Origin of the sequence: Christiangramia portivictoriae DSM 23547 (assembly GCF_000423045.1) — a bacterium.
Lineage (GTDB): Bacteria > Bacteroidota > Bacteroidia > Flavobacteriales > Flavobacteriaceae > Christiangramia > Christiangramia portivictoriae.
On record NZ_AUHF01000001.1, the window covers coordinates 568568 to 590396 of the forward strand.

General features: G+C 40.3%; 17 protein-coding genes. 8 read left to right on the forward strand and 9 right to left on the reverse strand.

What is annotated here, in order from left to right; genetic code table 11:
• Positions 1–8: 8 nt before the first annotated feature.
• Complete coding sequence (locus tag G529_RS0102795; RefSeq protein WP_026914087.1) at positions 9–1070, forward strand: NAD(P)/FAD-dependent oxidoreductase; 1062 nt, start codon at positions 9–11, stop codon at positions 1068–1070.
• A 10-nt stretch (positions 1071–1080) separates the two neighbouring features.
• A complete protein-coding gene (locus tag G529_RS0102800) occupies positions 1081–1416 on the forward strand; it encodes a 2Fe-2S iron-sulfur cluster-binding family protein (protein WP_026914088.1) in 336 nt (111 codons plus the stop codon).
• A gap of 54 nt (positions 1417–1470) precedes the next feature.
• On the opposite strand, the gene G529_RS0102805 is transcribed toward G529_RS0102800, so the two are convergent.
• From G529_RS0102805 to rplM, 7 genes are all read right to left on the reverse strand, one after another.
• Entirely contained in the window at positions 1471–2256 is a 786-nt protein-coding gene (locus G529_RS0102805; RefSeq protein WP_026914089.1) for a DUF3050 domain-containing protein, read from the reverse strand.
• Between the two features lie 1373 nt (positions 2257–3629).
• Positions 3630–4805, reverse strand: a complete 1176-nt coding sequence (locus G529_RS0102810) for an acyl-CoA dehydrogenase family protein (protein ID WP_026914090.1) — start codon at positions 4803–4805, stop codon at positions 3630–3632.
• A 314-nt stretch (positions 4806–5119) separates the two neighbouring features.
• Positions 5120–5842 carry a tRNA1(Val) (adenine(37)-N6)-methyltransferase gene (locus G529_RS0102815; RefSeq protein WP_026914091.1) on the reverse strand — a complete coding sequence of 241 codons (723 nt, stop codon included), beginning with the start codon at positions 5840–5842 and terminating at the stop codon, positions 5120–5122.
• A gap of 132 nt (positions 5843–5974) precedes the next feature.
• Complete coding sequence (tsf, locus tag G529_RS0102820) at positions 5975–6799, reverse strand: translation elongation factor Ts (RefSeq protein WP_026914092.1); 825 nt, start codon at positions 6797–6799, stop codon at positions 5975–5977.
• An 89-nt stretch (positions 6800–6888) separates the two neighbouring features.
• Positions 6889–7785: a 30S ribosomal protein S2 gene (gene rpsB, locus G529_RS0102825; protein WP_026914093.1), complete on the reverse strand. Its 897-nt coding sequence runs from the start codon at positions 7783–7785 to the stop codon at positions 6889–6891.
• Positions 7786–7951: 166 nt separating this feature from the next.
• Positions 7952–8338, reverse strand: a complete 387-nt coding sequence (gene rpsI, locus G529_RS0102830; protein WP_026914094.1) for a 30S ribosomal protein S9 — start codon at positions 8336–8338, stop codon at positions 7952–7954.
• The gene (gene rplM / locus G529_RS0102835) at positions 8338–8793 is read right to left on the reverse strand and encodes a 50S ribosomal protein L13 (RefSeq protein WP_026914095.1); all 456 of its coding nucleotides are present in this window, start codon (positions 8791–8793) and stop codon (positions 8338–8340) included. Before rplM ends, rpsI begins: the two co-directional genes overlap by 1 nt.
• A 349-nt stretch (positions 8794–9142) precedes the next feature.
• Here rplM and G529_RS0102840 point away from each other — a divergent pair, with 349 nt between their 5' ends.
• Positions 9143–9712 carry a DUF5004 domain-containing protein gene (locus tag G529_RS0102840; protein WP_084509727.1) on the forward strand — a complete coding sequence of 190 codons (570 nt, stop codon included), beginning with the start codon at positions 9143–9145 and terminating at the stop codon, positions 9710–9712.
• Positions 9713–9797: 85 nt separating this feature from the next.
• On the opposite strand, the gene polA is transcribed toward G529_RS0102840, so the two are convergent.
• Positions 9798–12623, reverse strand: coding sequence for a DNA polymerase I (polA, locus tag G529_RS0102845; protein WP_026914097.1), 2826 nt, complete (start codon positions 12621–12623; stop codon positions 9798–9800).
• A gap of 74 nt (positions 12624–12697) precedes the next feature.
• Entirely contained in the window at positions 12698–13672 is a 975-nt protein-coding gene (locus G529_RS0102850) for a glycosylasparaginase (RefSeq protein ID WP_026914098.1), read from the reverse strand.
• A 206-nt stretch (positions 13673–13878) separates the two neighbouring features.
• Between G529_RS0102850 and G529_RS0102855 the strand changes: the two genes are divergently transcribed.
• From G529_RS0102855 to G529_RS0102875, 5 genes are all read left to right on the forward strand, one after another.
• The gene (locus G529_RS0102855; protein WP_026914099.1) at positions 13879–15360 is read left to right on the forward strand and encodes a sodium/pantothenate symporter; all 1482 of its coding nucleotides are present in this window, start codon (positions 13879–13881) and stop codon (positions 15358–15360) included.
• A complete protein-coding gene (locus G529_RS0102860) occupies positions 15357–16874 on the forward strand; it encodes a class I adenylate-forming enzyme family protein (protein WP_026914100.1) in 1518 nt (505 codons plus the stop codon). The genes G529_RS0102855 and G529_RS0102860 overlap by 4 nt, the downstream gene beginning before the upstream one ends.
• A complete protein-coding gene (locus G529_RS0102865) occupies positions 16852–17778 on the forward strand; it encodes an alpha/beta fold hydrolase (RefSeq protein WP_035695413.1) in 927 nt (308 codons plus the stop codon). Before G529_RS0102860 ends, G529_RS0102865 begins: the two co-directional genes overlap by 23 nt.
• Entirely contained in the window at positions 17778–19214 is a 1437-nt protein-coding gene (locus G529_RS0102870; protein ID WP_026914102.1) for a hypothetical protein, read from the forward strand. Before G529_RS0102865 ends, G529_RS0102870 begins: the two co-directional genes overlap by 1 nt.
• Before the next feature lie 130 nt (positions 19215–19344).
• Positions 19345–21822, forward strand: a complete 2478-nt coding sequence (locus tag G529_RS0102875; RefSeq protein ID WP_026914103.1) for a TonB-dependent receptor — start codon at positions 19345–19347, stop codon at positions 21820–21822.
• The last annotated feature ends 7 nt before the right edge of the window (positions 21823–21829 follow it).

The following is a 21829-nucleotide window of genomic DNA, read 5'->3' on the forward strand; positions in this document are numbered from 1 at the left end:
GCTGAAGAATGATTAAAACTGATATGCTCATCATTGGTGCAGGTCCTACCGGACTATTCGCCGTTTTTGAAGCCGGACTCTTAAAAATGAAATGCCACCTGATCGATGCTCTTCCGCAGCCCGGAGGACAGTGTTCAGAGATTTACCCGAAAAAGCCAATTTATGATATTCCTGGTTTTCCTGAAGTACTGGCAGGAGACCTGGTAGATAATTTAATGGAGCAGATCAAACCTTTTGAGCCTGGATTCACTTTAGGAGAAAGAGCGGAGACCATAGACAAACAGGAAGATGGAAGTTTTATCGTTACCACCAGCAGGGGTACGAAGCATCATGCTCCCGTTGTTGTAATTGCTGGAGGTTTAGGTAGTTTTGAACCAAGGAAACCGCCAATTCCTTCTATCAAAGACTATGAAGATAAAGGAGTAGCTTACATCATTCGTGATCCTGAAGTTTATCGCGATCGCAAAGTAGTAATTGCTGGCGGTGGAGATTCAGCTTTGGACTGGAGTATATTTTTAGCAGATGTAGCTTCAGAAGTTTCCCTTGTGCACAGAAGAAAGGATTTTCGTGGAGCTTTAGATTCCGTAGAGAAAGTGGAAGAGCTTTCAAAAATTGGGAAGATAAATTTAATTACAGATGCTGAAGTTGTAGATCTTCAGGGAGAAGATGAACTTAGTGCAGTAGTTATAAGGCATAAGGATGAGGCCCGGGGAGAAGAGATCAAGGAAGTTGATGATTTTATTCCACTTTTTGGGCTATCACCTAAACTTGGTCCAATAGGAGACTGGGGACTGGAGATAGAAAAAAATGCCATCAAAGTTGATAATACGTATGATTATCAAACAAATATCCCTGGAGTGTACGCTATTGGAGATGTGAACACGTATAAAGGGAAATTAAAGCTTATTCTTTGCGGTTTTCATGAAGCTGCGATCATGTGCCAAAGTGCTTACCAGCGAATCAATCCAGACAAGAAATACGTGATGAAATATACTACGGTAAGTGGAGTTAGTGGGTTTGATGGCAGTAAGAAGGAAGCCAAAAGAGAAGTTGTAAAAAGTATAAATTAGAAACAGTTCGATGTCTGACGTTAAGATCACTATAATAGACCGGGAAGGCGAGGCACATGTTATCGATGCCCCAACAGATATGAATATGAACCTGATGGAAGTTATTCGTTCCTACGAGCTAGCTCCGGAAGGTACCATTGGGATATGTGGTGGAATGGCGATGTGTGCTTCTTGCCAGTGTTATATGCTCAATTACCAGCACATGCTGCCTGAGATGAGCTACGAGGAGGAAGATATGCTGGATCAGGCATTTCATGTAGAAGATAACAGCAGGCTAAGCTGCCAGATTCCTATTACAGATGAACTTGAAGGACTGGAGATTCGAATAGCTCCAACAACCGAATAACAAAAAAGCCTGAAGATAATTCTTCAGGCTTTTTTAGTACAAATTTTTCTAATTCTAGATTGTTTGAAGCGATTTACGCTCTTCAATTTCAGCTTCGATACCGTCCCAGAATTCGATTCTGCTTTGCAATGACTTTTCAGCGACGGCTTTTACTTCCTGCCACTTCTTATCATCATTTCCGCACAATTGCTCGACCATTCTAAATGCCATTGGACCATGTTCATCTTCATCCAGTTCGATATGGCGATCAAAGTAGTATTTGAAAAGACTTAGATCTTCTTGAGGGAACTTTTGCTGCACCTTACTTATAATAGAGGTGAACATAGCTGGAATCAGACCTTCGCGTCCAAATGTGAATGCCGACGCGATTTTATGAGGTTCCCGACTATAAACAACTTCAAATGTATGCTTCAGGAACTGTTTGATGCTTACTGGTAATTTGCTAGTCGCAATAATCAGGAATATATCAGTTCCATGAGTTACCTGCATTAAAAGATCCTCAATTGCAGATTTATTGGCCCCGGCGGCGCTCATCGCGTCGAGATACATTTCAAAATGGCTCTGGCGTTCACCCTGCATGTTGATATCGGTTTCTTCGGCAAGAACAATTTCATTGATCAGATATCTCGTTTCCGGATCTCCTACCGGTAACCAGGGATTGGTGGTTTTAGTAAGTTTTTCCTGAAGGGCAGTTAGTAAAGACATAAAGTCCCATACCGCAAACACATGATGTTCCATAAACAATTGCAGATGTTCAGGACTATCTATTTTCTGGTAAAGTGAATGATTAATTAACTGGTTGGTTAGAGGTTTTAAACTTTCGTTTATCTCTTTAATCATCATAAGGTAATTTTCTTGCAAATTTAAGAGCTAGCATACATACTATAAAAACATTAGCCAGTTTTTACAGCTTGTTTAACTAAATCCTGTGCTGAAATCTGTATTTTGAACTATGCTGTTAAGTGTTGTGCTAATTTTCTATTCTGAAAAATCTGTAGAGTATTTGCAGGTGGACGGAGTAGTGGCTAAAAAGCCGAAACCTCTAAAATCGAAATGCTGCGATAAATATAAAAAGGGCAAACGCTGTAAGCGCTGCCCTTGCTTCGATTTGTTATAAAGATTGATATTTATCCTGCGTATGGGTTTAATAAATAACTAGATGTTTTAGACGCAAATCGCCGGACTGAGACTGTCGAAAGCCATTTTACTGCAAGTGCTAACTAAAAACACAAAACTTTATCTCTTCGATCAATGCCAGAATGAGCCTGTCGAAGGCCGTTTCAAGATCAAAGCGCTTCGACAAGCTCAGCGCGACAATTCTAAGTTTTGGAGAGTATAATTTGTATAACTATTTTCTTCCGGACTGAGCCTGTCGAAGGCAGTTTGAAGATCAAAGCGCTACTAAAAGCACAGTGCGACAATTCAAAGTTGTCAATGGTATTAATTTGCGTGGCTGGTTACTGTCAGACTGAGCCAGTCGAAGGCACTCATGCACGACTATCGGACTGAGCCTGTAGAAGGTCGTTTTACTGCAAGTGTTAACTGAAAACACAATACTTTATCTCTTCGATCAATGCGGACTGAGCCTGTCGAAGGCAGTTTGAAGATCAAAGCGCTTCGACAAGCTCAGCGCAGCAATTCTAAGTTTTGGAGAGTATAATTTGTATAACTAATTTCAGCCGGACAGAGACTGTCGAAGTCCACTTGAATATAAAAGTGCTTCGACAAGCTCAGCGCAGCAATTCTAAGTTTCGGAGAGTATAAATTTGTATAACTATTTTCAGCAGGACAGAGACTGTCGAAAACCTTTCATGGTACGACTGCCGGACTGAGCCTGTCGAAGGCCCTCATTGCATGACTACCGGACTGAGCCCGTCGAAGTCCGCTTCAAGATGAATGCGCTTCGACAAGCTCAGCGCAGCAATTCTAAGTTTCGGAGAGTATAAATTTGTATAACTATTTTCAGCCGGACAGAGACTGTCGAAAACCTTTTATGGTATGACTGTCGGACTGAGCCTGTTGAAGTCCGCTTGAATATAAAAGCGCTTCGACAAGCTCAGCGCAGCACTGTAAAGTGTAACAAGAGCATAATTTTGCATAGATGGTCTTTGCCGGAATGGGCCTGTCTAAAGCCACTCCTAGCACGACTGCCGGACTGAGCCTGTCGAAGGCCGTATTAAAGTAAAAGCGTTTTGTATGTTTATATTACCAGTTTAGAAAGCTGCATGTCCTGTGATATCAAGCCCGGTGATTAACAGATGGATGTCATGAGTTCCTTCATAGGTGATCACGCTTTCCAGGTTCATCATATGTCGCATAATACTATATTCACCGGTAATTCCCATACCTCCTAAGATCTGTCTTGATTCTCGTGCTATCCTGATAGCCATTTCCACATTGTTTCTTTTCGCCATGGAAATTTGTGCTGAAGTAGCTTTGCCTTCATTTTTCAGAGTTCCGAGTCTCCAGGCCATTAGTTGTGCTTTGGTGATCTCGGTAATCATTTCGGCCAGCTTTTTCTGTTGTAATTGTTTGGCTGCAATGGGTACTCCAAATTGTTCTCTTTCCTTGGCGTAACGCAATGCAGTATCATAGCAATCCATGGCAGCACCTATGGCACCCCAGGCAATTCCATATCGCGCCGAATCCAGGCAGCCAAGCGGTGCTCCCAGTCCAGATTTATTTGGTAGTAAATTATCTTTTGGCACCTTCACATTGTCGAAGATCAATTCACCGGTGGCGCTGGCACGAAGAGACCATTTGTTATGAGTTTCAGGAGTACTGAAACCTTCCATCCCACGTTCTACGATGAGCCCGTGTATACGACCTTCCTCATTTTTTGCCCAAACCACACCAATATCTGCAAATGGTGAGTTGGAGATCCACATTTTGGCTCCATTTAATAGGTAGTGATCCTCCATATCCTTGAAATTTGTGGTCATGCCTCCAGGATTGGAACCGTGATCCGGCTCTGTAAGACCAAAGCAGCCAATCATTTCTCCGGAAGCCAGTTTTGGAAGATATTTCTTTCTTTGTTCCTCAGTTCCATACTGGAAAATTGGGTACATCACCAGTGAAGACTGTACGGAAGCTGTAGATCTAATCCCGCTATCACCACGCTCTATTTCCTGCATGATGAGTCCGTAAGAGATTTGGTCAAGACCGGCCCCTCCATACTCTTCAGGAATATATGGGCCAAAGGCGCCAATTTCAGCAAGACCTTTTAAAATCTGTTTGGGGAATGTGGCAGTTTGTGCTGCCTCTTCTATGATAGGAGAGACTTCCCTCTTTACAAATTCTCGAGTAGCGTCGCGAACCATTTTATGTTCATTGGAGAGCAGGTCGTCAATCTGGTAATAATCAGGAGCCTGGAATAAATCTGGTTTCATTGTGTAGTGTTTCTAACAAATGTAACCAAGTCTTTAGTGAGAAGCAATCTTATTTTTTAAGAATAAAGCTGTGAAATTGTAAAATTTTAAGTGGTTTTTCCACTAGAAAGTTAAGCTGATTGTTATTCAGTATAATTAAATAACATATAGGCGAACGAAAATCGAACTGAATTTTGGTAAACTCGCTCAATATGATCTAACAGAATGCCACATTTTAGTTCGCTGATAAAAATCAGAATTTTACCTGGTCTTCACTTAAATTTGCGTGACTATTTTGGTATTCTATTTATAAGGAATTGAAATAGTAAGCGGACTTACATTTTCAGGTAGAAATCCTTGACCAGATTGATGTATTCCGGAGTATAATTATGTCTGGAAATTTCAATGATAAGATCTTCAATTTCAGCTGAAGTTTTTTCAAACCCAAAGCTAATCAGGGATCTTTTAGTGGGAGCTTCAGCAGTTCCTTTAACCCGCATAATTTTTGAAGGGTACAATTGATAGGTTTCTGCGATCTTAATTGCTGTTTCCTCTTCAGAAAAAGGAAGAATTACATCAAAATGTCCGGTTTTGGAAAGCAGGAGGGAAGCGCCTTCCATCAACTGCCCAAGTGGTAAGGCATCAGCAAAACGGGCCTGGTCTCGATTTTCATTACCTGATTTATAATCCTCAGTATAAAAAGGCGGATTGGAAAGAATGAGATCATATTTTTCTTCATCCTGCATTTCTTCCACGAACTCATCAAACGCAGCATGATAACAAAACAAGCGATCGCCCCAATCGCTGTTTTCAAAGTTTTCTACAGCCTGTTCGTATGCATTTTCCTCTATTTCCAATGCATCAATGAGTTCTGCATCAGATCGCTGTGCGATCATTAATGCGATAAGCCCGGTTCCTGTTCCAATATCCAGAACACTTTCCGGTTCCTGTGCGAGGGAAGACCACGCGCCCAGCAATACACCGTCTGTTCCAATTTTCATGGCGCAACGATCCTGTTCTATGGTAAATTGCTTGAATTTAAACGGGCTGGCAGACATAACTAATAGTTTTTCAGATTAGAAGAATTCTCTTCAGAATTCATACAATTTCAGAAGGTTTAGTAAAATAAACGTATAAAAAAAGAGGTTTTAAATGCATAAAACCTCTTTCAATATATTATTCAGAATAAATTATCCTAGAGCAACTCTTTCAAAAGCAACTACTTCAAGTTCGCTGTCTACAGACTTCACGTACTCAGCAACGCTTTGCTTGTTCTCTTTGATATAAGCCTGGTGAACCAAAGTGTTGTCTTTGAAGAAACGCTGAAGTTTTCCCTGAGCGATCTTGTCCAGCATATTTTCTGGCTTTCCTTCCTGTCTCAAAGTATCTTTAGCGATTTCGATCTCTTTATCGATAGTTTGCTGATCAACTCCAGATTCATTAAGTGCAACCGGGTTCATTGCTGCAGCCTGCATAGAGACGTTCTTTGCAGCCTCATCTGCACCTTCAACATTCTTAGAAAGACCTGTAAGAACAGCAATTTTGTTTCCAGCGTGGATGTAAGAACCAACGAAAGGAGCTTCCAGAGTTTTGAAGGCACCAATCTCAATCTTCTCACCAATAACTCCTGTTTGCTCGGTAAGTTTATCTTCTACAGTGATTCCTTTGTAATCAGCTTTAAGAAATTCCTCTTTAGAAGAATAGTTAAGAGCGATTTCAGCGAAATCGTTAGCCATCTTGATAAAATCATCATTCTTAGCAACGAAATCTGTCTCACAGTTCAGGGAAATAATAACACCTCTGGTATTTTCAGTATTCACCTGAGCAATTGCAGCACCTTCAGAAGAATCTCTGTCGGCTCTCTTTGCAGCTACTTTCTGACCTTTCTTACGAAGCAATTCGATTGCAGCGTCAAAATCACCATCAGCTTCCACTAATGCTTTCTTGCAGTCCATCATTCCTGCACCGGTAGCTTTTCTTAATTTATTTACTTCAGCGGCGGATATCTTAGCCATAATATTGTTTTTTTATTGAAAAAAGTCGTTTAGAAACTCACTATAAAGAAAGAAACTAAACGACTTTTAGAATTTATGTAAACGTTATTTTATTCTTCTTCGTTAGATGATTTAGCTTTATCTAAAGTTTCACTTTTAGATTCAAGCTTTACATCATTCTTAGCTTCTTTCATAGCCTTTTTGTCTTCGGCATCTTTTGAAGGAACTTCAGCTTTTTCTGCCTTTGGAGCGGCAGCTTTGGCTTTTTTCTCTCCTGAAGCATTAGAATCCTCCTTTTTCTTAGCTGGCTTCTCAGATTTTCTTTCTGAAAGACCTTCTACGATAGAGTCTGCAACGTAAGAAACAACTTTGCTAATAGATTTAGAAGCATCGTCATTTGATGGAATTAGATAATCAACCTCACGTGGATCTGAGTTGGTATCTACCATCGCAAAAATTGGAATGTTTAGTTTTTGTGCTTCTTTGATCGCAATATGCTCACGTGTAGTGTCTACAACGAAAAGCGCAGCTGGAAGTCTTGACATGTCTGAGATTGAACCTAAGTTCTTTTCTAGCTTAGCTCTTAGACGATCTACCTGCAAACGCTCTTTTTTGGAAAGAGAGTTGAAAGTTCCATCTTTCTTCATTCTATCGATAGAAGCCATTTTCTTCACAGCTTTACGGATAGTAACGAAGTTTGTTAGCATACCACCAGGCCAACGCTCAGTGATATAAGGCATGTTTGCCTTTTCAGCCTGCTCAGCAACGATCTCTTTCGCTTGTTTCTTTGTAGCTACGAAAAGGATCTTTCTTCCGCTTGCTGCGATCTTTGCAAGAGCATCACCTGCTTCCTGCATTTTAGCAGCACTTTTATATAGGTTGATGATGTGGATCCCGTTACGTTCCATATAAATATATGGAGCCATATTTGGATTCCAACGTCTGGTTAAGTGTCCAAAATGAACACCAGCATCAAGTAATTCTTTTACTTCTACTTTGTTTGCCATTTTTGTAATAGTTTACGTTCTGTTGAGATAGCAACAACCAGGTGGCTACTTAATAGTATGGCCCTGACTGTTTAGATGCTAAACTAACTTCTGCCCGGCATGAACAGAATAACAACAAAAAATTAATTTTTTTATGAACTCCCCGGAAATCAATCCGGTAATAAGATTAACGTTTAGAGAACTGGAATTTCTTACGGGCTTTCTTCTGTCCGTATTTCTTACGTTCTACCATACGTGGATCTCTGGTAAGAAGACCTTCTGGCTTAAGTGCGCCATGGTTTTCCTGGTCTAGCGCTACCATAGCTCTGGATAGGGCCAGACGAATTGCTTCAGCCTGTCCAGTGATACCTCCACCGTAAACGTTAATTTTAACGTCGAAGTTTCCTTCATTTTCGGTAAGCATCATTGGCTGGTTCACTTTGTAAAGAAGTGGTCCAGTTGTGAAGTAATCTTTAAGGTCTTTCTTGTTTACGGTAATGTTTCCACTTCCTTGTGAAACATATACACGGGCCACAGCAGTTTTTCTACGGCCAATTTTGTGAATTACCTCCATTACTTAATGTCGTTTAAGTTAATAGTTTTAGGTTTTTGAGCATCATGATCGTGTTCAGATCCTACGTAAACCTTTAAATTTCTGAATAGTTCAGCTCCAAGTTTGTTCTTAGGAAGCATCCCTTTAATAGACTTTTCTACAAGTCTCTCAGGACTTTTTGCGAAAAGTTCTGAAGCTGTCAGACTTCTTTGACCACCTGGATAGCCCGTGTGACGGATGTACTCTTTAGAGTCCCATTTCTTTCCAGTTAAGTTGATTCCCTGCGCATTCAATACAATAACATTGTCTCCGCAATCAACATGTGGGGTGAAGTTAGGCTTGTGCTTCCCTCTAAGTAGATATGCTACTTTTGAAGCAAGACGACCTAAATTTTGTCCGTCAGCATCTACCACAACCCATTCTTTGGTTCTGGTGGCTTTGTTAGCCGATACTGTTTTGTAACTTAATGTGTCCACACCAATTGATTTTACTAATTATTAAACATTCCAATCCCATTTACCCGAATCTCAATCGGGAAAACAGGGGTGCAAATGTACAATTATAAATTCATATAGCAAATAGCACTATCAAAATTTAATCCATGGTAAATCAGCTGGTTCTCAGGATTATAAATGAGCGGAATTTATTTGCGATGTTCAGACATCAATTCTGGTAAAAAGGTAGGAAACGGACTTCAAATAGCGAAAAACTTAAATTAATCTACCGATAAAGTGCATTTTTGTGCGATTAAGATTAATTTTTCATGTTAAGAATTCCTTAATTTTCTGGATTCTAGTGTATGTTTGTAGTCCCTAAATCTATAATATGAAACGATTAATGCACCTGAGGTTGTTTGTAAGCTTGGCACTTGCAGGATTATTTTTACAAAGTTGTAGTACTGATGACATTGCACAGGAATCAAACCTGAAGATTAGTAACGCTACTACCGTGACTACTGCAGATATGGTTGGTAGCTGGAATCTTAGCAAAATGATGGCAGATGTGGAAGTGGATCTTGATTCTCTGCCGGGAGGAAGTCAGAACCTTTTGGATGAAACTGATTGTTTTAACACAATGAGTATAACATTTAATGCTGATAGCTCGTTTGTAAGTAACAATGCCATGATGACCTTTGAAGATGGAGATGGAAATGATTTTACCTGTCTCTCAGATAGAATGGATTCAGGACTATGGTATGTAAGTGACAACAAACTTGTTCTGGAGCTAACCATCAATGAGGAGACTTTTATACATGAGAAAGAGATCGATCTTGGAGCTGATACTTTTGCATTCGACGTGACCAAAATTGAATCAGATCAATATGTGAACGATCCAGGGAATACAAGGGCTTCAGAAATCAGAATTTTAATGCTGGAGTATACCAGGGTCAAATAATATGAAGAAGTAGTTTATAGTGTTAGTCAAAAAACCTCGTTAGTATTGCTAACGAGGTTTTTTAGTTCAGAATTCTTGTTTTCTTCTAATGAGCTTCCAGCCAGTTCTGTCCAATTCCAATTTCCACTTCCAACGGCACCTCTAACTTATAAGCGTTTTCCATCTCTGTTTGAATCATGCTTTTCACCTCTTCCAGTTCATCTTTAAAAGCGTCGAACACCAGTTCATCATGAACCTGTAACAGCATTCGAGTTTTATAGTGACCTTCCTTCAGTTTTTTATGGATATTGATCATGGCGAGTTTAATGATATCTGCTGCGCTACCCTGTATAGGTGCATTTACCGCATTTCTTTCGGCAGCGCCCCTAACTACCTGGTTCCGGGAATTGATGTCCTTTAAATATCGTCTTCGGCCTAGTACGGTGCTCACGTAACCATGCTGTCTTGCAAACTCCACCTGCTCTGCGATATAACTGCTCAGTTTGGGGTAGGTCTTATAATAGGTGTCAATCAAATCTTTTGCTTCACTTCTGGAAAGTGATGTCTGGTTACTCAATCCAAAAGCCGAAACACCATAGATGATCCCGAAATTTACCGTTTTGGCATTGCTTCGTTGTTCCCTGGTAACTTCTTCCAGTGGCACGTTGAAAACTTTTGCGGCGGTAGAGGCATGGATATCCTCGCCTTCCTGGAAAGCCTTGATCATATTTTCCTCTTTACTTAAAGCGGCTATGATACGCAATTCTATCTGGGAGTAATCGGCGGCAAGCAGGACATAATTTTCATCTCGGGGCACGAAAGCTTTTCTAACCTGTCTCCCTCTTTCTGTTCTAATCGGGATATTCTGTAAGTTCGGGTTGTTGGAGCTTAACCTTCCCGTTGCTGCAATGGTTTGCACATATTCGGTATGTACGCGACCGGTCGTTTTTTCTACCTGATTAGGCAAGGCATCGACGTAGGTGTTTTGAAGTTTTACGAGTCCGCGGTAATCCAGTACATGCTGAACGATCGGGTTTTCCTCAGCCAGAACAGATAGCACGTCTTCGCTGGTGCTGTATTGTCCCGTTTTCGTTTTCTTGGGTTTTTTGGAAAGTTCCAGTTTTTCAAAAAGAATAATCCCCAGTTGCTTGGGAGAACTAATCAGGAATTCTTCGCCTGCTTCCTTATAAATTTTAGCTTCCAGGTCCTTAATATCATTGCTTAAGGCTTCAGAAAGGGATTGCAGATAATTTTCGTCCAGTTTGATACCTTCCAGTTCCATATCTGCCAGTACTTCCACCAGCGGAATTTCTATTTCATTGAATAATTTTCTGGTGTTGGCTTCCTCCAGCTCTTTTTCGAAAAGCGTTTTAAGCTGAAAGGTGATATCGGCATCTTCTACGCCATATTCAGTTTGAGCCTTCAAATCAACATCCCGCATGCTTTTTTGATTCTTTCCTTTCTTCCCGATAAGTTCAGTAATTGGCTGCGGAGTATAATTGAGATAGGTTTCTGCCAGAACATCCATATTGTGACGCATGTCTGGATTGATTAGATAATGCGCGATCATGGTATCAAATACCGGTGCTTTTACCTCGATATTGTATTTGTCCAGTACCTTGATGTCGTATTTAAGATTCTGACCAATCTTCTCTATAGCCTCATTCTCGAAAAATGGTCTTAATTTTTCAATTAAACTTTGAGCTGCCTCACGATCTTCCGGGAATGGAAGGTAATAGCCTTTTCCCGCTTCCCAGGAGAATGCAATTCCTACTAATTCTGCTTCAAGCGGATTTAATCCCGTGGTTTCAGTATCAAAACAAACGCTCTTCTGCATTTGTAATCGCTCAAAAAATAATCTTTGTGACATTTCTGTCTCAAGCAGCTGATAAAAATGCGGAGTATCGGCAAGATTGGTTCTGGAAGAAGTTCGCTCTATCTCCTCTCCATCTCCTCCGAACAGGGAAAACTGTCCGGCTCCAGCCGTCTGGGCATTTTGTTTTGCTGAAGGTGAATTGGTGACCTGGGTAGGGGTGCTTTCTTCTTCTCCTGAAAACAGCTTTAGAAACTGATCCTTTAGCCTTCTGAATTCGAGATCATCAAAGATCTCCTGTACTTTATCACCATCTGGCATGGAAAGCTCATAATCTTCAGCATGAAATTTCACATCACAGTCTACGAAGATGGTGGCCAGTTTTTTAGATAAAAGTCCTAATTCCGCATTTTCAATGACCTTTTCCTTCATTTTCCCTTTAAGATCATCGGTATTTGCCAGTAAACCTTCCATGCTTCCGTATTTCTTCAGAAACTTTTTGGCAGTCTTTTCACCAACTCCCGGTAATCCCGGAATATTATCTACAGAGTCACCCATCATTCCAAGGAAATCAATCACCTGCTCGGGGCGCTCTACCTCAAATTTCTTCTGAACTTCCGGAATTCCCCAGATCTCTATGCCATTTCCCATTCTTGCCGGGCGGTACATAAAGATGTTTTCAGAAACCAGCTGGGCAAAATCCTTATCTGGCGTTACCATATATACTTTATAGTTCTCCTTTTCTGCCTGTTTGGCAAGAGTTCCAATAATATCATCTGCTTCCATTCCGGCACATTCCACTACTGGAATAAGCATGGCGCGAAGAATATCCTGGATTACAGGAATAGATTCGCGTATAGGTTCAGGAGTTTCATCCCGGTTCGCTTTATAGTCTGAAAACATTTCAGTTCGGGCCTCACTCCCATCCTTATCGAAACAAACCGCCAGGTGATCTGGTTTTTCTCTTCTTATAACATCAAAGAGTGAATTTGTAAAACCCATGATCGCAGAGGTATTGAAACCTTTGGAGTTGATTCTGGGGTTTTTAATAAATGCATAATATCCACGGAAAATTAATGCGTATGCGTCCAGTAAAAAAAGGCGTTTTTGATCGGCCATTTGAAATGTTTAATAAAGATTGGTGATTCATTCAAAATTACAAAGATTATCTCGTTCCGCAGAATGATATCATGCTAAGAATCCAAATATGAAGGGCTGAGGTTATCACTGCTAAGGCCATCCTGAAACTTGGCGTAACTAAAGCCTTTATGGATACAGTAAGAGCCAATTTCCCCGGCCTTGTTCAGGGCTACGTAAGCAATCTGGAAATCTTTGTGATTAGGAGCTTTACGAACGGTTCTCATGACCGCTTCCTTGCAGGCATCCTGTGGAGACATTCCCTGTCGCATCAGTTCCACGATCAGGAAGCTGCCCACACTTTTCATGATCGCTTCTCCCATCCCTGTGCCAACAGCTCCACCAACTTCATTATCAAGAAAAAGTCCTGCACCAATGATTGGAGAGTCTCCCACGCGACCATTCATTTTGTACGAAAGTCCTGAAGTGGTACAGGCGCCTGCGATATCACCTTTTTCATCCATACATAACATTCCAATGGTATCATGATTTTCAATATTGATGATGGGGCGATATTCTTTATGCTCCAGCCAATCCTTCCATGCCTTTTCAGAACTTTCAGTTAGCAGATTTTTCTTTTTAAAACCCTGTTGAATGGCAAATTGTAAAGCACCTTCACCAGCGAGCATCACATGTGGGGTATCTTCCATCACCTTTCTGGCAACCTGTACGGGATGTGCGATTTCTTTGAGGTAGACCACTGCACCGGCATCGCCATTGGGGGACATTATACAGGCATCCAGAGTGACATTTCCATCCCGGTCTGGTGCTCCGCCATCTCCCACGGTCGTATTTTTGAGGTTGGCCTCTTCTACCATCACTCCTTGCTCCACGGCATCGAGAGCATTGGCGCCGTTTTCCAGCATAGATCCTGCTTTTTTGGTGGCATTTTGAAAATTCCAGGTTGCGACCGCAACAGGTTTCGGTTGGTTGTTCATAGGTTCCAGTATATTATTTGGGAACAGGCTGGAACTTACACTAAGTGCTCCTACGCTGATCCCGGTTTTCTGAATAAATTGTCGACGTTTCATCATAAATGGATTAATACTGCCCTAAATGTATCAAAAAGCCTGATGAAAATCTGTATACAAAAAGTCGCACTTTGATGAAGTCTTTGTTGGTAATGGCTTATGAATAAAATTCTTTTATTATGGTTTAAGTCTTACTTTTTATTTCATAAATTCATGTTAATCTGTTCATGTAGAGTTCTACATTCACATTTTGTAATCAATCATATATGTTCGCTTCAGAAACCTGGTCACTTTACGTTACTATTCTTCTAGTTGTCTATGCTCTTATCATCCTTTTTTTCGTGATAAGGGGAAATCTGAAAACGAAGAATATGGATGACTTTGCAATTGGAAGTAATGGCTTTCCCGCATGGGCGGTTGGATTGAGTCTTGCTGCTTCCATGACGAGTGCCGCAACATTCATTATAAATCCTGGCTTTATAGCTTTATATGGTTTCTCCGGGATTATATCTTTCGGTGTAGTGATGCCCATTGCAATTTTTGCTTCTCTCATATTCTTTACCAAAGCATTTCAAAAACATGGTTCTACTGTCAAAGCCTTAACCATGGCACAATGGATAGGTAAGCGTTATGATTCCAAAGCACTCACAATTTTCTTTGCAATGCTGTCTTTATTATTAATCACTTTCATCGTTCTCATTTGCGTGGGACTTACCCAAATCGTTTCGAAGTCATTGAATCTTGAGCCTTTCTATGTTCTAATGGGGTTGATCACCTTTGTCTTTGGATATACCATGTTTGGTGGAGCCAATTCCATGGTGTATACCAATACCGTACAGGCGATTATCATGTTTGTGGTAGCAGTGATCCTGTTAGCTTCAGGATCAGAGTATTCTTCTAATGGTTTCGAAGGGTTTGCCAGTCTGCTAAGTGAGATCGATCCTAATTTGACGAAAACCACAAACCCTGAAAGTTTTCTTTTCCGGGATTATTTTGAGATCATCGTATGCCAGATTATCATTGGGATCGCTATAGTTTGCCAGCCACATATAATTACAAAGACATTATTTCTTAGAAGTGAGAAGTCCATCAATCAATATCTTACCGTAGCAATTGGTTGCATGAGTATCTTCTTCCTGGTAGTAGTGGTTGGTCTTTATGCAAGACTCACTTTTCCAGATCTAAGCCTTGATGGAACTGCCTTGAAGATGGACGAATTGGTTTCGGCTTATGTAGTGAAAACTTTTACAGCGGGAATCGGAGTAATAATCGTTGCTGGTTTGATTTCAGCTGGGCTTTCTACTTTAGAAGCTTTGATACAGTCCCTTTCCACCACGATCACAACAGATCTAATAGCACCATTAAGTAAAAAGGAGACTTTTAATCAAGTAGGATTAAATAAAATTGTGATCATTATACTGGCAATCGTGAGCTTCTTTCTAAGTTACGACCAGATCGTAGATCCAAATGTAAGTGTGGCGATTTTTGCACAGAATGGGGTCTATGCCTATTTCGCTGCTGCCTTCGTGCCGGTGCTTTTTGGGATCTATTTCAAGAAAGTTAGCAAGAATGCAGTATTCATCGCAAGTTTTTCAGCAGTAGCACTTCATTTTATTATTTACTACGGAAGGATTACCCCGTATATGCAGGAGCCGGTGAACAACCCGGGAGTTTCAGCAGCAATCGCTGTTGTCGCATCTTTTATTATTGGTAATTCTCTATATTTAATTAGTAGAAAGAAAACATGAATTATTTTGATTGGATAGGAAAATGGTCTGTCTATACTCCAGATAAGAAAGCGGTAGCATCTGTAGACACGGGTACAGCTTATACTTACAGGGAGCTGAATGATCTTTCGGTTCGGCTCGAGAATCACTTGAGAATTGAATATTCTATTGAGAAAGGAGATAGAATTGCAGTGCTTGCCTCTCATTCGCCAGAATACCTCATACTTTTTATCGCTGCTCAAAGAATGGGAGCAATACTTGTTCCGCTTAATTACAGAGCTTCAGTTTCAGAACTGGAATACTGCATTAAGGACGTAGAATCATCATTGGTCATTTATGAAAAGGTATATCAGCCGAAAAAAGTTCAACTAAGAGAAAAAGTATTTTTTAATCAGGTCGAAATAAGCCAAATCTATGAAGCGGCATCCAGAGAAAATTCAGAAGCAATACCTGCTGAAATTGAACCTGAGCAACCGGTCTTTATCTTTTATACTTCAGGAACAACCGGAAAACCAAAAGGTGTTTTATACACCAACCGAATGCTCTTCTGGAATAGTTTAAATACTTCGGTACAATTAGAAATCACTTCCGCAGATTTTACACTGAATGCGTTGCCGCCTTACCATACTTCCGGTTGGAATGTATTGCTGTTACCAATGTTGCATCGCGGTGCAAGGGTAGATTTTCTGAAAGCTTTTAAGCCTAAAAAAGTGCTGGATTATATTCAGAATAATTCCATAAGTCTGTTTCTTGCTATTCCCACCATGCTTAGAATGATGGTTCAACACCAGGCTTTTCAGGGTTTTAAAGCACCAGAGCTAAAATATATTGTGGTAGGAGGAGAAGATCTCTCCATTTCAATTATTGATAAATGGGCAGAAAAAGGGATTCTTTTACGGCAGGGCTACGGACTCACCGAAGCGGGGCCTTGTATCACCTCCCTGCATCATCATGATGCTCTATGGAAAAAAGGTTCGATTGGGAAACCAAATTTTTACGTGGACTATAAAATTATAAATGATGAAGATCGGGAAGTGCTGGCTGGTGAAGCTGGAGAGCTGTACCTGCGTGGAAATATTGTCACTCCCGGTTACTGGAACAATTCAGCTTATACTCTTGAAAAAATAAAAGATGGCTGGTTTCAAACCGGTGATATTGTAAGAATAGATCCTGAAGGTTTTCTATATATGGTGGGAAGAAAGAACCAGATGTTTATCTCGGGAGGAGAGAATATTTATCCTTTGGAGATCGAAAATGTATTGCTGAAGAAGAATCTCGTTAAAGAGGCGGCAGTTATAGGTGTTGAAGATGAAAACTGGGGGGAAGCTGGAGTAGCTTTTCTGGTTGGAAATATTCAGAATTTAAACGAAGAAGAACTGCAGGAAAAGCTTAAAGACTATCTAGCATCTTACAAGATTCCCAGGCATATTGTATTTCTCAATTCCTTACCTAAGTCCGGGATCGGGAAAATTGACCGTAAACAATTAAAGAAAATGTATAAGTTTCTACAAGATGAAAAAAGGAATATTATTTAGTCTGTTTAGTATTGTTCTCAGCTCCTTAAGTGCACAGCAAACTATTAGTGAATTAGCAACCTACGAACTTCCAGTGAAAACTATCAAAATCAATCAGGAAACAATTGCCTATACCGATGAAGGTAATGGAGACAAAACTCTAGTTTTCGTTCATGGTTTGTCCAGTAATCTGGATTCGTGGAAGAAGAACCTTCAGGGACTAACTGGAAATTACCGCTGTATAGCAATAGATCTTCCGGGATATGGAAAATCTTCCCGTAGCAAAACTGATTATAGCTTAGCTGAATATGCCAAGGTTCTAAATGATCTGGTTGATAAGATGGAATTATCGAATGTTGTGCTTATTGGTCATTCCATGGGCGGGCAGATCTCGATGCATTCGGTATTGGAATATCCACAGACTTATGAAAAATTGATACTTATCGCACCAGCCGGAATTGAAACTTTTACAGAGCAGGAGGCTGCAGTCATGAAATCTGCATACACTCCAGCGATGGTTGTAAATACTTCAGATGATCAGATTCTGGCAAATTACAAGCTGAATTTTTACAGTTTTCCTGAAGAAGCTCAATCTATGGTAGATGATAGGATCGCCATGAAAGAGGCAGAAGATTTTCCAGATTATGCTGAAACAGTAGTCAATAACATTCATGCAATGCTGGAAGAGCCGGTGATCGATGAGATTCAGAGCATTGAAATCCCTGTTCTAATGATCTTCGGAAAGAATGATATGCTGATTCCAAACAAATATTTTCATCCTTCAGAAAGTATAGAAGGTTTGATAGAAACTTCCGGAGAAAAATTTCAGCATCTGGAAGTTGAGGTGATCGATGAAGCGGGACATTTTGTGAATTTTGAAAAAGCTGAAGCTGTTAACGCACAAATAAAAACTTTTCTTGATTGATGAAGTCTAAACTTAAAATATTCACCGACTTTTCTGAAGGGGTCTTGCCTCATGAAGCGTCATTTCTTCAGAAGGCCAACAGGATACGTGATGAAGAGAAGGAGGAAATTTTAAATAAGGTTTGTAGAAATGCCGAACGCTTTTTTACTTCAGAAGACTTTGATGAAGAGATTGATAAACGCAAATATGCTTATATCAAAAAGTGGATAGCACATAAACTCGAGAGAGCCGATGTCGATGCACATCTCGAATACCTGAGTTTTATAGAAAAACAGGTATTGACAGATACTATTACTTCCATAGAAGAAAAGGAACTGCTGGAGAATATTAATGTCTACGATCAAACCTCGTTCTATTTCCAGAAATTCTATGAACTTGTTCGTGAATACCAGGATTATTTGCTGGTAAGATTCAGATATCAGGATTGTGAGCTTACCGAAGCTTTTTTAAAACAAAACCTGGAAGCCTATCAGCGCTCTTTAGCTGTAAAAGATGAAATTTTTCATGCAACCAAGGATCTGACCCGACAATACACCTCACAAAAGATCAATACAAAGCATTGGGAGTCCAGATTACTGGAGTATCTCTATGATGATAAGCTAGATGGTCGCAATAAATATCATGCCTTTATCAGGCTGGTTTTTCTCTATTTTAATTACAAGGAATATGAGAAAGCACGCAAGGTTTTCGATTATATCGATGATTGCTTTAAACATGGATTGATGTATTCCAGGCGTGTGCTTTTTAATTATTATGCAAACCGGGTGATCCTGCATTCGAATTTAAAGGATTTGGATCAGGCTGAGTATTATGCCCATCTGTCGGTGAAACAGGATAATAGCGACAAGCTTTTCTACCTGAATAATCTCGTAGCGATCCTGCTGAAAAAGAATAAGAACAGGGAAGCGCTGGATCTTCTGACTGAAAATTATAAACTTTTTAAAAGTTCCTATAACCATCATCAAAAACTTGGATTCGCCACGCATTACGTTCGTACCCTGGTGAGGAATAAACGACTGAATATTGCAGAAACCTTTGCGGGTAACTTCCTGTATGAGAATCGCAAGCACGTTTTTGAACATCGTTGGGGCAGGTTTTTCTCAAACTACCTCATGTTGCTAACTACGGCAGAGAAGCCTGCTGAAGTGATCAAGATCACCAAAAAGTATAATCTTCTTGAGCGTGAAACAGAGGAAATGGGTCGGGAAAATCTTGTACCCAAGATTCACTGGTACTATTATCTGGCTAACTACCTCAATGGTCAGTATTCTGAGGATAAATTATTCGAAAGGCTGGTGGAAAGCATTGAGGCTTCCAATCTCAATACAGAAGGATTAGAAAGGCTAAATGAATTTATAGATCGACTGGCTTTTTCTCTTCCAGGCTTCTTTTCAAAACTAAAGTCGCACTTTGAGGAGAGTTCCCTTAATTACTAAAACTCTGCGATTTTTTAATACTGGTGGTAGCCAGAATTTTTAACGGTCATACTTCACAATCTTGACTCAGCCCACCCAGTACTGCATTCTCTTGTTAATTTCGTCTTAAAACAATCAAAAACTATCTTTTATGAAGATCAGACTTTTCACCATTATGAGCATGCTATTCGGCGTTTTTGCATACGCTCAAACGGGAAGCATTAGCGGGACAGTTACAGATGCCGCTACCGGGGAACCTTTACTGGGAACTAATATTGTAGTAAGAGGAACCAACACCGGTGCTACCACCAACGAGAATGGAAATTATAAACTGGATCTTGAACCAGATGATTATACCATTGAGGTTTTCTTTATGGGTTACGAAACTCTTACCAGGGATATTAGCATCGCTGAAGGGCAGAACATGACCATGGATTTTAGTTTAAATCCATCATCCTCGGTAATGGATGAAGTTGTGGTTTCAGCAAATAGAAGACCACAGAAGATCACTAAAGCACCGGCAACAGTCAATGTAATCTCTGCAAAGCAGATCGCTGATTTTCCTGGTCCCAATCCGGGTGAATTAGCCGCCAGACAAAAAGGAGTGGATTTTATTAGAACAGGAGTGCAGGGAACCGGAATCAATATTCGAGGATTCAATTCGGCTTTCAACTCTAAAAACCTTCAGATAGAAGATGGGAGAATTTCTTCGCTGGTAGCTACAGGTTTGCCGCTTGGCTCTTTTACGACGATCACTAAGGAGGATATTGAAAGAGTCGAGATCATTTTAGGTCCTAATGCAGCTCTTTATGGTCCTAATGCGCATAACGGACTCGTAAACACACTTACCAAAGACCCAAGAACTTCTGAAGGTCTGGACCTTGTGGTTGGAGCTGGTAACCAGAAGCAGTTCACAGTTCGTGGGCGCTATGCCATGGAGGTGAGCGATAAATTTGCTTTTAAAGTCTGGGCAGAAAGAACTCAGGGAGAGGAATTTGATTATGTAGATTCAGTTTACGTGGGAACTACAGCATATAATGAACTGGATCTGGATAGAGACTTTTCGACAACAAAATATGGTGCAGCTACTTATTTCAGTCTTAATGAAACCAGTGATTTGATCGCTTCTTACGGGCACAGTAATAACTCAAACCTTGGAGTTACGAATGCTGGTAGAAACCAGATTAAGGACTGGTCTATAGATTATTTACAGTTAAAATATGTCTCCCCGCATTTCTACGGAAACTTATATCACACCTGGAGTAAAACTGAAGATACCTACGCGATCAATCAGCGTACACAAAACTATGTTTCTTTTATCAATAATGGATTTACAGATGAGGAAGCAAGAGCAAGATCTTTTACCGAGCAGTGGTTCCCAATTGAAGGAGCTCCGAATGGAGGAATTAGCCTTCCAAGAGGATCTGTCTTTGAGGATGCTTCTACAAGGTTGAATGCAGAAGCGCAGTATAATAATAACTTCGGAAATCTTACTTACGTGGTTGGCGCTCAATACCAGAAAGATAATGCTGATTCTAATGGTACTTATCTTTTAGATGAAGAAGGAACCATTGAAATTGATCAGGTTGGAGTTTATGGCCAGTTGGAATATAGTTTTGAGGATGCAGGAGTGGATCTTTTATTCGTAGGTAGATATGATGATCATGAACTATATGGAGGAAACTTTATTCCGAAAGCAGCGATCGTGAAGAACTTTGACTTTGGTAGTTTCAGGCTAACTTATGGAAAAGGTATTGCAGCTCCATCGATATTAAACCTTAGCGGAAACCTTTTTGGGGGTCTTGTGCTGGGTAATGGAGAAGGTTTCACGTTACAGGATGGTACAGAAATTCCTGAGCTAAAAGTTGAAACTATAAAATCCTGGGAAATGGGATATAAAGGAAAATTGTTTGGAGAAAAGACATTTTTCGAAGCGAATGCATACTACAATAAATCTGAAGATTTCTTAAGTCCGCTTATCAACATTTCAGCGACTTCTCCGGTTGCGACCAGGGGAGAGACTCCAATTGGAGATGTGATCGCAGGTTCAGATGGTTCTTTTGTACTTACATATCTCAACTTCGGGCAAGTGGATACTTATGGTGCAGATCTTGGAATCAACTACTTCCTTAATGATAAAAACCGACTCTCATTTAACTACTCATATTTTGGATATGAACTGGATGAGAATGATCCGGCAAACGATGCAAACAGAGATGGACAGGTACTGGAGACAGATCTTCCTATCAATACTCCAGAAAATAAATTTGGGATTGGATATTACTATACCGGAGCTAAATTCTTTGGATCTCTATATGGCCGTTATGTACAGGAATACGACTTCTTTTCAGGAATCAATATCGCTGCTGAAACTCAGGACCTGAATGGTGATGGAGTAGATGACGTCATCGAAAATGCGAGAAACGGTAGAACCTGGAATTATGGTCCACTAGGAGGATTCTTCAATATGGATCTTAACGCTGGTTACCACGTGAACGATAACTGGACCGTTGGAGTTTCTGTAACCAATCTTTTTGATTCTGAAGTAAGACAATTTGTGGCTTCTCCGGAAATTGGAAGACTGTTTATGGTAGAGCTGAAATATCACCTGCCAATAGGAAAGAATTAAGATTAAA